Below are 12,805 nucleotides of genomic sequence, written 5' to 3'. Positions count from 1 at the left end.
GGTATTGCGCAGGTTTTGGGGCCGCCCGCGAGGACACCGGGTTCAGCGGGTGGCAGCCGTGTCCGTGCTCGCGGTCGTGGTCGCCGGGGGGCTCACCGCCTGTGATCCGGCGGGGCTGAACTCCGCTTCCGTGGCGTACACGACCGACCAGACGGTCACCAAGGAGCTGGAGCGGCAGAAGGCCAACGTGCAGTGGCTGACCTGCCAGGCCTCCTACGGGAACCGGCCCACGCCGACGGCGACCGACAACGCCGTGGCCGAGGTCCACTGCACCGGCGAGACCACCAGCAATCAGGACATCGACGTCGACGGCAAGATCACCCGTGTGGTCAACGGCCAGTGTGTGCGCGGCGAGCTGACCGCGAAGATCGACGGCAAGCAGTGGTTCCAGGTCAACGGACTGGGCAACTGCAACGCCTCGCCCGAGCCGAACAACCCGGGCGGCAACGGGCAGCCGGGGGACACCGTCACCGTGACGGTCACGGAGACCATCTGGTGCGACAAGTACCCGGACTGCAGGCCCGTCCAGGGCAAGTGATCCAAAGCCCTGTCCGTGGGCCGTCGGCCCTGCATAGGGTTGACTCGTGACACAGCCCGCGACGCCCTCGTATCTCCGGTTTCCGCACCTGCACGGCGACTTGGCGGCCTTCACCGCCGAGGACGACGTGTGGATCGCCCCCCTCGACGGCGGCCGGGCCTGGCGGGTCAGCGCCGACAACGTGCCCGTCTCCACACCGCGCATCTCGCCCGACGGCACCACCGTCGCCTGGACCTCCACCCGGGACGGCGCCCCCGAGGTGCACATCGCCCCGGTCGACGGCGGCCCCGCCAAGCGGCTGACGCACTGGGGGAGTTGGCGTACCCAGGTGCGCGGCTGGACCCCGGACGGCCAGGTCCTCGCGATCACCACCCACGGCCAGGCCAGCCTGCGCCGCTCCTGGGCGCACGCCGTCCCGCTCGACGGGGGACCGTCGACCCTCCTGCCGTACGGGCCCGTGGGCGGTGTCGCGCTCGGGCCGTCCACCGTGCTGCTGTCCGCGCCGATGGGGCGGGAGGCCGCCTGGTGGAAGCGGTACCGGGGCGGTACGGCGGGCAAGCTGTGGATCGATCACCAGGGCGACGGGGAGTTCGTACGGCTGCATGAAGACCTCGACGGGAACATCGAGTTCCCGGTGTGGGCGGGGGAGCGGATCGCCTTTCTCTCCGACCACGAAGGGGTCGGCGCGCTGTACTCCTCCCTCGCCGACGGGTCCGATCTGCGGCGCCACACACCCCTCGACGGGTTCTACGCCCGGCACGCCGCCGGTGACGGCACCCGGGTCGTCCACACCTCCGCCGGTGAACTGTGGGTCCTGGACGACCTGGACGGGGCCGAGCCGCGCCGGCTGGAGGTGCGGCTCGGTGGGCAGCGCGTCGACCGGCAGCCGTTCACGGTGAACGCCTCGCGCTGGTTCGGCTCCGCCGCCCCCGACCACACCGCGCGCGGCAGCGCGGTCGCCGTCCGGGGTGCCGTGCACTGGGTCACCCACCGTTCCGGCCCGACCCGGGCGCTGGCAGCCGAACCCGGCGTACGGGCCCGGCTGCCCCGCACCTTCCGCACGGAGGGCGAGGAGTGGGTGGTGTGGGTGACCGACGCGGAGGGCGACGACGCCCTGGAGTTCGCGCCCGCCACCGGCCTGGCCCCCGGCGCCACCCCGCGCCGCCTCGCCGCCGGACAGCTCGGCCGGGTTCTCGGGCTCGCCATGGCCCCCGACGGCAGCCGGGCCGCGGTCGCCGCGCACGACGGACGCGTCCTGCTCGTCGAGCGGGAGACCGGCGAGGTCCGCGAGGTGGACCGGAGCGCGGACGGCGACGTCTCCGGGCTGGTCTTCTCACCCGACTCGGCCTGGCTCGCCTGGTCCCACCCCGGCCCGCGCCCGCTCCGCCAGCTCCGCCTCGCCAACACCACCGACCTCTCCGTCACCGAGGCGACCCCGCTCCGCTTCCAGGACTACGCGCCCACCTTCACCCTGGACGGCAAGCACCTCGCCTTCCTCTCCACCCGCTCCTTCGACCCGGTCTACGACGAGCACGTCTTCGACCTCGCCTTCGTGGTCGGCGACCGCCCGCACCTGATCACGCTCGCCGCGACCACGCCCTCGCCGTTCGGCCCGCAGCGGCACGGCCGCCCCTTCGAGGCCCCGGACAAGGACGAGACGCCCGACAGCGAGGGCACCCCGGCCACCCGCATCGACCTCGAAGGCCTCGCCGACCGGATCGTGCCGTTCCCGGTCGAGGCCGCCCGCTACTCCAACCTGCGCGCGGCGAAGGACGGCGTGCTGTGGCTGCGCCACCCGGTGCAGGGTGTCCTCGGCTCCTCCCGGGCCACCCCGGACGACCCCGACCCCAAGACCGAGCTGGAGCGCTACGACCTGGCCCAGCAGCGCCTGGAGCATCTCGCCGCCGACGCCGACCACTTCGCGGTCAGCGGGGACGGCAAGCGGGTCCTGCTGTGGACCGACGGGCGGCTGAAGGTCGTACCGAGCGACCGGCGGGCCTCGGGCGACGACGACAGTGACACCAACATCACCGTCGACCTCGCCCGGATCCGCCAGACCGCCGACCCGTCGGCCGAGTGGCGGCAGATGTACGAGGAGACCGGCCGCATCATGCGGGACCACTTCTGGCGCCCCGACATGAGCGGTGTCGACTGGTCCGGCGTCCTGGACCGCTACCGCCCGGTGGTGGACCGGGTCGCCACCCACGACGACCTCGTCGACCTCCTCTGGGAGGTGCAGGGCGAGCTCGGCACCTCGCACGCCTACGTCATGCCGCGCGGCGGCTACGGCAGCGGCCCCCGGCAAGGGCTCCTCGGCGCCGACATCTCCCGTCACCAGGACGGCAGCTGGCGTATCGACCGCATCCTTCCGACCGAGACCTCCGACCCCGACGCCCGCTCCCCGCTCGCCGCGCCCGGTGTCGCGGTGCGCGCGGGCGACGCGATCGTCGCGGTCGGCGGGCATCCGGTCGACCCGGTCACCGGTCCGGGCCCGCTCCTCGTCGGCACGGCGGGCAAGCCGGTCGAGCTGACCGTCTCGCCGTCCGGCGGCGGTGACGTGCGGCACGCCGTCGTCGTACCGATCGCCGACGAGGAACCGCTGCGCTACCACGCGTGGGTCGCGGACCGGCGGGCGTACGTCCACGAGAGGTCCGGCGGCCGGCTCGGCTACCTCCACGTCCCCGACATGCAGGCCCCCGGCTGGGCCCAGATCCACCGTGACCTGCGGGTCGAGGTGGCCCGTGAGGGGCTGGTCGTCGACGTCCGGGAGAACCGCGGCGGTCACACCTCCCAGCTCGTCGTCGAGAAGCTGGCCCGGCGGATCGTCGGCTGGGCCCTGCCGCGCGGGCTGCGGCCGTACAGCTATCCGCAGGACGCGCCGAGGGGGCCGGTGGTCGCCGTGGCGAACGAGTTCTCGGGCTCCGACGGCGACATCGTCAACGCGGCGATCAAGGCGCTGGGGATCGGGCCGGTGGTCGGCACCCGGACCTGGGGTGGCGTCATCGGGATCGACAGCCGGTACCGGCTCGTCGACGGCACGCTGATCACCCAGCCCAAGTACGCGTTCTGGCTGGAGGGTTACGAGTGGGGCGTGGAGAACCACGGCGTGGACCCGGACGTCGAGGTGGTCCAGCGCCCGCAGGACCACGGCGCGGGGAAGGACGTACAGCTGGACGAGGCGGTACGCATAGCGCTGGAGGCCCTGGAGCGGACCCCGGCGAAGGTGCCTCCGTCGCTTCCCTGACCTGATCGATACGATGCCCCCACACCCGCGACCCGAAGGGACACCACATGCCAGGGGAACCGCAGGACGACTGCCTGTTCTGCAAGATCGTCGCAGGGCACATCCCGGCGACGATCGTCCGTGAGACGGACACCACCGTCGCCTTCCGGGACATCAACCCCCAGGCCCCCACGCACGTCCTGGTGATCCCCAGGGTGCACTACGAGAACGCCGCGACCCTCGCCGCCGCCGAACCGGCCATCGCCGCCGACGTCCTCGGCGAAGCACAGTCGGTCGCCGAGGAAGACAAGCTGGAGAGCTACCGCATCGTCTTCAACACCGGTGCCGGCGCCGGCCAGACCGTCTTCCACGCCCACGCGCACGTCCTGGGCGGTCGCGGCCTGCAGTGGCCGCCCGGGTAAGTCACCGTGTCCGTACGTGAATTGGTGGTCCTCGGCACCGCCAGCCAGGTTCCCACCCGGCACCGCAACCACAACGGCTACCTCCTGCGCTGGGACGGCGAGGGCATCCTCTTCGACCCGGGCGAGGGCACCCAGCGCCAGATGCTGCGGGCCGGTGTCGCCGCGCACGACCTGAACCGGATCTGTGTCACGCACTTCCACGGCGACCATTCGCTGGGGCTCGCCGGTGTCATCCAGCGCATCAACCTCGACAAGGTCCCGCACCAGGTCACGGCCCACTACCCGAAGTCCGGCCAGCGCTTCTTCGACCGGCTGCGGTACTCCACGGCGTACCGGGAGACGGTCGGGATCACCGAGGCGCCGGTGAGTGAGGACGGGGTGCTGGCCACGGGTTCCACCTATGCGCTGGAGGCCCGAAAGCTCTCCCACCCCGTCGAGTCGTACGGCTATCGCGTCGTCGAACCCGACGGCCGCCGGATGCTGCCCGACCGTCTTGCCGCGCACGGCATCAAGGGCCCGGACGTCGGCCGGATCCAGCGGGAGGGCTCGGTCGACGGGGTCTCCCTCGAGGACGTCAGCGAGGTGCGGCGCGGGCAGCGGTTCGCGTTCGTCATGGACACCCGGCTGTGCGACGGCGTGTACGCGCTGGCCGAGGGGTGCGACATGCTCGTCATCGAGTCGACGTTCCTCGACGAGGACACGCAGCTGGCCGTCGACCACGGCCACCTGACCGCCGGGCAGGCGGCCACCGCGGCGCGGGACGCCGGCGTACGGCATCTCGTGCTCACGCACTTCAGCCAGCGCTACGGCGACCCCGACGAGTTCGAACGGCAGGCGCGGGCGGCGGGCTTCGAGGGCGAGCTGACGGTCGCGCACGATCTTCTGCGGGTGCCGGTTCCGAAACGGCGGTAAAGCGGCCGTACGATGCTTCGATGCCCCTCCCCAAAGCTGAACTGCACCTCCACATCGAAGGCACGCTGGAGCCCGAGCTGGCGTTTGAGCTGGCCGCCCGCAACGGCGTCGAGCTGCCGTACGCGGACACGGACGAGCTCCGCAAGGCGTACCAGTTCGAGGACCTCCAGTCCTTCCTGAACCTGTACTACGAGCTCATGGCCGTCCTGCGCACCGAGCGGGACTTCGAGGACCTCGCGAACGCGTATCTGGCCCGTGCCGCCGCGCAGGGGGTACGGCACGCGGAGATCTTCTTCGATCCGCAGGCGCACATCGCGCGCGGTGTGGGGATGGGGACGGTCGTCGACGGGCTGTGGCGGGCGCTCGGCAGCAGCGAGGCGAATCACGGCGTCTCGACGCAGCTGATCCTGTGCTTCCTGCGGGACGAGTCCGCCGAGTCGGCCCTGGAGACGCTGGACGCCGCGAAGCCGTATCTCGACCGGATCGTCGGTGTCGGGCTCGACTCCGCCGAGGTCGGGCATCCGCCGGTCAAGTTCCGCGAGGTGTACGAGGCGGCTGCGGCCCTTGGTCTGCGGCGGGTGGCGCATGCCGGGGAGGAGGGGCCGCCGGAGTACATCACGCAGGCCCTTGATGTGCTCGGTGTGGAGCGGATCGATCATGGGCTGCGGTGCATGGAGGACCCCGAGTTGGTCTCGCGGTTGGTGCGGGATCGCGTGCCGCTGACGTTGTGCCCGTTGTCCAATGTGCGGCTGCGGACGGTTGATGTGCTGGCCGATCATCCGTTGCCCGCGATGCTGGATGCGGGGTTGCTTTGCACGGTGAACTCCGATGACCCGGCGTATTTCGGGGGGTATGCGGGGGACAACTTCGATGCGGTGCGTTTGGCGCTGGGCCTTGGCGAGGAGCGGTTGCGGGAGCTGGCTCGGAACTCGTTTGTCGCGTCCTTCTTGGAGCATGACGAGGAGCGGCGGGCGCGGTACCTCGCGGAGGTCGAGGCGTACGAGTTCTCGTAGGCCAGGGTTTCGGTGCCGCACGTGATGTCTGTTCGAGCCACGGAAGACGGTAAACCAGCGAGATACCCGGCCGTCACCTTCTCGGTCGTCAATGGTGGAGCTTGGCCGTTTACACCGAGTCGCGCTCCCGACTGCCCCCTACGACGGGACGGTTACGGGTCGCATCTCCCGGCTCTCACGATGTCATCGCGAGAGCCGGGACGGGTGCGGTGACAAGCACCCACGCCGAGCGTGCTCGATTGCGCACGTTGACCCCGGCGACGACGTCGGCTGGCCCAGCGAGGCCACACCGACGGCAGCAAAAGCAATCCCGAGTGGGCCTGTTGGCCTTTTCGGTGTGCCCGCAGCGCGGGCAGCGCTGCGAGGTGTAGCTCGCGTCCACCTCCAGAAAAGCAACTCCTGCCCGACGGGCCTTGTAGGAGAGATGCTGTCCCAGTTGGTGGAACGGCCACGAGGAGAGGGTGTCCCGCTGGTCGCGTCGAAGCCGTACCCGGTCCCGGATCCCGTCCAACTGCTCGGCGGCGACTCCCCTTCCGGTGCGTTGCGCGACGGACACGATCTCCTTGCTGATCTTGTGGTTCACATGTGTGGCATGGCGCTGCTCTCTATGAGCTCGGCGGGCCAGCCGGCGGATGGACGAGCGTGTGTTCTTCCGCTCCAGCTCGGCGCGTTCGTGGGCTTGCCAGCGCCCGCTGCGCGGCCAGTGTCGCGTAGGCGTCCACGACCTTCCTCACCACCCGCACCGCTGGCTGCGCGGAAAGGCCGAAGGCGGCTTTCACATCCCCGTACACGACCTTCTGAAGCCCATTGCGGTCCCGTACGCCTGATTGGAATGCGATGAGGGAGACGTAATCGGCGGCCCGATTGCAGGCGCGCAACGTTGCTTCCAACGCCTGAGTTTGCTCGGGCGTCGGCAGCAACTTGACGCGCACCATCAATCGCATGACAGCAACCGTAGGGACTTGCCCGCACCTCAGGACCTGGTTCACACACCGTCACTCGAACAAGTGAATTTCTCGCGCGCGCGTGTCCGTGCAAGCTGTTTCGTTTCTCTTCGAGTGCGGCGCCAGGTCTCGTGCGGAAGTCGCGCGAGGCCCAAACCGTGGTGGTCCGTAGTCAGCAGTGCCGTCCACCGAGTTACCGCCAGTGCGGCGCGCCCCCCGCACCCGGTACCGTCGCCTCGATCTTGGCCCTGATCTCCCGCATCACCGCGATGATCTGCTCCTCGTGCGCCGGGGTCAGCCGGGCCACCGGGACCGAGCAGCTGATGGCGTCCTGGGCGGGGGAGTCGTAGCGCAGGGCGAAGCCGAAGCCGATGATGCCGAGGACGCCCTCCTCGCGGTCGACGGAGTGGCCGCGGGAGCGGATCTCGGAGAGGTCGGCCGTCAGGGTGTCGCGGGTGGTGTGGGAGTTGGGGGTCAGGGCCTCGTAGGGGCCCTCCGGCAGCTCCTCGTCGGGATGTTCGGCCAGGAGGGCCTTGCCCAGGGCGCCGACGTGGGCGGGGAGGCGCCGGCCGACGCGGCTGATCGTGCGCAGGTACTCGTGGGACTCGCGGGTCGCCAGGTACGCCACGTCCCGGCCGTCCAGGCGGCCCATGTGGATGGTCTCGCCGAGCGCCTGGGACGCCTCGTCGAGATACGGGCGTACGACCCGGACGCGCGGGTCGGAGTCGAGGTAGCTCGTGCCGGTCAGCAGGGCGTGGATGCCGATGCCGTAGAGCGAACCGGTGACGTCGGTGCGGACCCAGCCGCGGGAGATCAGGGTCTGCAGCAGCGCGTACATCGAGCTGCGCGGTACCTCCAGCTCGTCCGCCAGCTCCTGCAGCCGCGCCGGGCGGTCCCCGCGCGCGGCCAGCACTTCCAGCAGTTCGACCGTCCGCGCGGCCGACTTCACCTCGCGCACGCCCCCTGTCTCCGACATGTGCCGATCGTAATCGGGGTGTCCGCGCCATTGACGGTCGCGGTTCGCGTATCTAATCTCCATCTTCATACGTGGATTATGTCTACATAGGGAGATGAGTGAGGGTGAGTCTCGATACGGGCGAAGTCGTGCGGCGGCTGGAGGAGGGCATGGCGGGCGGCGTCCTGTCGTTCCCGCTGACCAGCTTCCACGCCGACGGCTCCCTCGACCCGGACGGCTTCCGCACCCATGTCGCCGCCCAGATCGCCACCGCCCCCGGCGCCGTCTTCCCCGCCTGCGGCACCGGCGAGTTCTTCTCACTGGACGAGGACGAGTACCGGACCGTGGTCTCGGTGGCCGTCCAGGAGTCCGCCGGCCGGGTGCCCGTCGTCGCCGGGATCGGCTACGGCTGGGCGCAGGCCGTCCGCTTCGCCCGCATCGCCGAGGAGGCCGGCGCCGACGCGCTGCTGGTGCTCCCGCACTACCTGGTCGCCGCCCCGCAGGAGGGCCTCGTCCGCCAGGTGGCGGAGATCGCCGCTCGGACCCGGCTGCCGCTCATCGCCTACCAGCGCGGACAGGTCACGTTCGGCGTGGAGGCGTTCCGGCAACTGGCCGCCATCCCCACCGTCATCGGCCTCAAGGACGGCCACAGCGACCTCGACCGCCTCCAGCGCCTCACCCTCGCCGCCCCCGAGGGCTTCCTCTTCTTCAACGGCGCCGCCACCGCCGAGATCCAGGCCCGCGCCTACGCCACCGTCGGCGTCCCCGCCTACTCCTCCGCCGTCCACGCCTTCGCCCCGGAGATCGCCGACGCCTTCTTCGGCGCGCTGAAGGCCGGCGACGAGGGCACGGTGGAGAAGCTGCTGCGCGACTTCTACGTCCCGCTCGTTGAACTCCGCGACCGCGTCCCCGGATACGCCGTGTCGCTGGTGAAGGCCGCCGCCCGGCTGCGGGGCCGTCCCGTGGGTCCCGTACGCGCGCCCCTGACCGATCCTTCGGCCGTCGACCTGGCCGACCTCACGTCCCTCCTCGCCACCGGCCTCGACCTCGTGGGAGCCGCCCTGTGAACCTCACCATCACGGACGTCCGGCTGACGCCGATCCTCGTCGCCGACCCGCCGCTGCTCAACACGCAAGGGGTGCACCAGCCGTACACCCCCCGTCTGATCGTGGAGGTGGAGACCGCGGACGGGGTGACCGGGATCGGTGAGACGTACGGCGACACCAAGTACCTGGAGCTGGCGCGGCCCTTCGCCGAGAAGCTGGTGGGGCGGCAGGTGTCCGACCTGAACGGGCTGTTCACGGTCGCCGAGGAAGTCTCGGTCGACTCCTCCCGGGTCTCCGGGCAGGTCGACGTCGGCGGGCTGCGCGGGGTCCAGACCGCCGACAAGCTGCGGCTGTCCGTCGTCTCCGGGTTCGAGGTCGCCTGTCTCGACGCGCTCGGCAAGGCGCTCGGGCTGCCGGTGCACGCGCTGCTCGGAGGGAAGGTGCGGGACGCGGTCGAGTACAGCGCGTACCTGTTCTACCGGTGGGCCGATCATCCCTCGGGCGTGGCCTGCGAGAAGGACGACTGGGGGGCGGCCGTGGATCCGGCCGGGGTCGTGGAGCAGGCGCGGCTGTTCAAGGAGCGGTACGGGTTCACGTCGTTCAAGCTGAAGGGCGGGGTCTTTCCGCCGGACGAGGAGATCGCGGCCGTTCGGGCGCTGGCGGAGGCCTTTCCCGGGCACCCGTTGCGGCTCGACCCCAACGGGGCCTGGTCCGTGGAGACTTCACTGAAGGTCGCCGAGGAGATCGGGGACGTCCTCGAGTACCTGGAGGACCCGGCCCTCGGTACGCCGGCCATGGCAGAGGTGTCCGCCGGGACGGACGTGCCGCTCGCCACCAACATGTGCGTGACGACTTTCGCGGAGATCAAGGAGGCGTTCACTCGCGACGCCGTCCAGGTGGTGCTGTCGGATCACCACTACTGGGGCGGGTTGCGGAACACGCAGCAACTCGCCGCGATCTGCCGGACGTTCGGGGTCGGGGTGTCCATGCACTCCAACACCCATCTGGGGATCTCGCTGGCGGCGATGACGCATGTGGCGGCCACGGTGCCCAACCTCCACCACGCGTGTGACTCCCACTATCCCTGGCAGTCGGAGGACGTCCTCACCTCGCGGCTGACCTTCGACGACGGCAAGGTCGCTGTTTCGGACGCGCCCGGGCTCGGGGTCGAACTCGACCGGGAGAAGCTGGAGTTCCTGCATCAGCGGTGGCTCGACGACGACGGGGCGCTGCGTGAGCGGGACGACGCGGCGGCTATGCGGGTCGCCGAGCCGGGGTGGGTGACGCCGAGCGTGCCTCGCTGGTAGCTCCGGGCCTCTTCTCGCCCCCGCCGCCCCTACCCGTCCCATCCTCCAGGGGCTGCCGCCCCTTCGACCCCGCTCCCAGGGGGCTTCGCCCCCTGGACCCCCATCGGCCCGAAGGGCCTCGTCCGCAAACGCCGGACGGGCTGAGTTTGCCTGGACGACCGGATCCGGACACGGCCCGCGAAGGTGCCGGGGGCCTCCCCCGCCCCGAAGGCGACTCCCGGTGCTGCTCGCACCGCCCGTCCGGGGCCGTCGACGGCCTGACGTGGCGGGCGGGTCGGGCGTGAGCGGCGGCCGGTTGTCAGTGGTGTGGTGCAGACTGGCCTGATCGGCACCACGTCAGGGAGCGCACCGTGATCGTGTCCGGGAAGGGACCGTCGTACGACACCGGAGAGACCGGCCACTGCCAGGCCCAGGTCGACCCGCTGGTCGCCCTGCGCGCACCGGACGACCCGCCCTGGGACGTGTATCTGACCGGCCCCGTCTTCCTCGACATCATCTTCACCGGGCTCGACTCCGCCCCGGTGCGCGGGACCGAGTCCTGGGCGCGCGGGATGGGGTCGAGCCCCGGCGGTGTCGCCAACATGGCCACCGCGCTGGCCCGGCTGGGGCTGAAAACGTCCCTCGCCGCCGCCTTCGGCTCCGATCACTACGGCGAGTACTGCTGGGACGCCCTGGAGCAGGGCGAGGGCATCGACCTCTCACCGTCCCGCACGGTCACCGGCTGGCACTCCCCGGTCACCGTCTCGATGGCGTACGAGGGTGAGCGCACGATGGTCTCCCACGGCCATGAGCCGCCCCCCGAGGAAGCGGCGCCTGACTGCCCGCCCCGCGCGCGTGCGGCCGTGGCCTCGCTGGTGCCGGGCAAGCGGGCCCCCTGGATCACCCAGGCCGCGAGCGAGGGCACCCGCATCTTCGCCGACGTCGGCTGGGACGAGACCGGTGCGTGGGACCTGGCGGGACTGGCCGACCTGGAGCACTGCGAGGCGTTCCTGCCGAACGCGGAGGAGGCCATGCGGTACACCGGCGCCTCCTGCCCCCGCGAGGCTGCCCACGCGCTCACCGCACAGGTGCCGCTGGCCGTGGTCACCCTCGGCGCGGAGGGCGCGTACGCGGTGGACCGGCGCACGGCGGAGACCGCCGAGGTCCCCGCCATCGCCGTGGAGGCCCTCGACCCCACCGGCGCCGGCGACGTCTTCGTGGCCGGCTTCGTCACCGGCACACTGGCGGGCTGGCCGCTGGCCGACCGGCTGGCCTTCGCGGGGCTCACGGCAGCGCTGTCGGTGCAGGAGTTCGGCGGGTCGCTGTCGGCGCCGGGCTGGTCCGAGATCGGGGCATGGTGGCGCAGGGTCCAGTCCGTCGAGGGACAGGACCCGACGGCCCTGCGGCGCTACGGGTTCCTGGCGGACCTGGTGCCGACGGAGCAGGCGAGGCCGTGGCCGTTGCGGCGGGCGGTGCCGACCATCGGTTTCCGCCGGTCGGCCTGACGCTCGCGGCGGGCGGTTCAGGCGACGCGGTCGAGGACGGTGGTCACCTCTTCGCGGACCACGTCCCACGCCCCGGCGGGCAGCGCGCCGATCGGTGTACGCGCCAGGGCGTCGAGGACCGGGCCGGTTTCCGTGTCGTGCTCCACGCTCTCGCAGAGCACGTCGTAGCCGTCCCGGACGGCGACCCGCAGGAGGCGTCCGTCCGTTCCGGCCGTCACCGCGACCGCGACGACGAGGGGCGGTGCGCCGCCCGGCTCGTCGGGCAGCTTGCGGTGGCTGCTGGCCAGCGGGGTGCGCCAGCGCAGGTTCAGCAGCACCGGACGCTTCGCGGTGAGCTCGGTCAGGTCGGTCTCGTAGGGGCCCTCCGAGTCCAGCACCGTGGCGCGGGCGTCCAGGACGAGCGCGGCGGGGAGAAGACAGCGCAGGGTGCTGCCGACAATGTTCCCGCCGACCGTCGCGGCCCGGCGCACCGCCCCGGTGCCCACCCGCGAGGCCGCCCGGCGCAGCACCTCCGGGACCCGGTCGTCGACCCGGGACAGCAGCACCGCCGCCCCCAGCTCCTCGGTGCCGAGCACATTGGCCTCCGGCACCTCGCGCAGTGACATCGCCTGCTCCGGGAAGCCGTCCCTTTGCCAGACGGCCCACTGGAGCGTGGCACCGCCGACGGGTATCGCTCCCTCGGACAGACACTGCTGTGCCTCGGACACGGACGTGGGCAGACGCAAGAACACGGCCGACCTGCTTTCCCCGGCGGGCAGCGCACCGCCCCGAACACGTGTGGCACGGACGGGGCGGATTCTGCCCAGCTACGCGGGGGGAGCATGCAGGGCTCACCGCTGCATTCAGGGCGCTCTCACCGGCCGGTGCCGCGGAGGCCGGTCGCGCCCGAAAAGGCCTACGGGGTTGTCAGTCCACCGGCGTACCCTTGAAATCGCCAGGCCGCCCATGTGGCGGGCGAGTC

12 protein-coding genes are annotated in these 12,805 nt (G+C 71.4%); 8 read left to right on the top strand and 4 right to left on the bottom strand.

The window, feature by feature from the left end; genetic code table 11:
• The first annotated feature begins 49 nt into the window (after positions 1–49).
• Genes OHU89_RS17910 through OHU89_RS17890 form a run of 5 tightly spaced genes read left to right on the top strand, consistent with a single transcriptional unit; the run spans position 50 to position 6,108 of the window.
• Positions 50–538, top strand: coding sequence for a hypothetical protein (locus tag OHU89_RS17910; protein WP_266892546.1), 489 nt, complete (start codon positions 50–52; stop codon positions 536–538).
• A 46-nt stretch (positions 539–584) separates the two neighbouring features.
• Positions 585–3,782 (top strand): S41 family peptidase, encoded by a 3,198-nt coding sequence (locus OHU89_RS17905; RefSeq protein ID WP_405644124.1) that lies wholly within the window; start codon positions 585–587, stop codon positions 3,780–3,782.
• A 47-nt stretch (positions 3,783–3,829) separates the two neighbouring features.
• Positions 3,830–4,183, top strand: a complete 354-nt coding sequence (locus OHU89_RS17900; protein WP_405644122.1) for a histidine triad nucleotide-binding protein — start codon at positions 3,830–3,832, stop codon at positions 4,181–4,183.
• A 6-nt stretch (positions 4,184–4,189) separates the two neighbouring features.
• Positions 4,190–5,095 (top strand): ribonuclease Z, encoded by a 906-nt coding sequence (locus OHU89_RS17895; protein WP_405644120.1) that lies wholly within the window; start codon positions 4,190–4,192, stop codon positions 5,093–5,095.
• Between the two features lie 20 nt (positions 5,096–5,115).
• The gene (locus OHU89_RS17890) at positions 5,116–6,108 is read left to right on the top strand and encodes an adenosine deaminase (protein WP_405644118.1); all 993 of its coding nucleotides are present in this window, start codon (positions 5,116–5,118) and stop codon (positions 6,106–6,108) included.
• Positions 6,109–6,283: 175 nt separating this feature from the next.
• Here the strand turns inward: OHU89_RS17890 and OHU89_RS17885 are convergent, their stop codons facing one another.
• The 3 genes from OHU89_RS17885 to OHU89_RS17875 all read right to left on the bottom strand — a co-directional run bounded on the left by OHU89_RS17885 (position 6,284) and on the right by OHU89_RS17875 (position 8,028).
• Positions 6,284–6,742 (bottom strand): zinc ribbon domain-containing protein, encoded by a 459-nt coding sequence (locus tag OHU89_RS17885; protein ID WP_405654539.1) that lies wholly within the window; start codon positions 6,740–6,742, stop codon positions 6,284–6,286.
• Positions 6,714–7,052, bottom strand: coding sequence for a hypothetical protein (locus OHU89_RS17880; protein ID WP_405644116.1), 339 nt, complete (start codon positions 7,050–7,052; stop codon positions 6,714–6,716). The genes OHU89_RS17885 and OHU89_RS17880 overlap by 29 nt, the downstream gene beginning before the upstream one ends.
• A 193-nt stretch (positions 7,053–7,245) precedes the next feature.
• Positions 7,246–8,028 carry an IclR family transcriptional regulator gene (locus tag OHU89_RS17875; RefSeq protein WP_405644114.1) on the bottom strand — a complete coding sequence of 261 codons (783 nt, stop codon included), beginning with the start codon at positions 8,026–8,028 and terminating at the stop codon, positions 7,246–7,248.
• A gap of 149 nt (positions 8,029–8,177) precedes the next feature.
• On the opposite strand from OHU89_RS17875, the gene OHU89_RS17870 reads away from it, so the two are divergent.
• The 3 genes from OHU89_RS17870 to OHU89_RS17860 all read left to right on the top strand — a co-directional run bounded on the left by OHU89_RS17870 (position 8,178) and on the right by OHU89_RS17860 (position 11,844).
• Entirely contained in the window at positions 8,178–9,074 is an 897-nt protein-coding gene (locus OHU89_RS17870; protein WP_405654537.1) for a 5-dehydro-4-deoxyglucarate dehydratase, read from the top strand.
• Positions 9,071–10,360 (top strand): glucarate dehydratase family protein, encoded by a 1,290-nt coding sequence (locus tag OHU89_RS17865; RefSeq protein WP_405644112.1) that lies wholly within the window; start codon positions 9,071–9,073, stop codon positions 10,358–10,360. Before OHU89_RS17870 ends, OHU89_RS17865 begins: the two co-directional genes overlap by 4 nt.
• Before the next feature lie 350 nt (positions 10,361–10,710).
• The gene (locus OHU89_RS17860) at positions 10,711–11,844 is read left to right on the top strand and encodes a carbohydrate kinase family protein (protein ID WP_405644110.1); all 1,134 of its coding nucleotides are present in this window, start codon (positions 10,711–10,713) and stop codon (positions 11,842–11,844) included.
• A gap of 17 nt (positions 11,845–11,861) precedes the next feature.
• Here the strand turns inward: OHU89_RS17860 and OHU89_RS17855 are convergent, their stop codons facing one another.
• Entirely contained in the window at positions 11,862–12,575 is a 714-nt protein-coding gene (locus tag OHU89_RS17855; protein WP_405644108.1) for an FAD binding domain-containing protein, read from the bottom strand.
• Between the last annotated feature and the right edge of the window lie 230 nt (positions 12,576–12,805).

Source organism: Streptomyces sp. NBC_00019 (assembly GCF_045041015.1).
GTDB lineage: Bacteria > Actinomycetota > Actinomycetes > Streptomycetales > Streptomycetaceae > Streptomyces.
The sequence above is the reverse complement of the archived record's forward strand: the minus strand, read 5'-3'. Positions and strand labels throughout refer to the sequence as shown.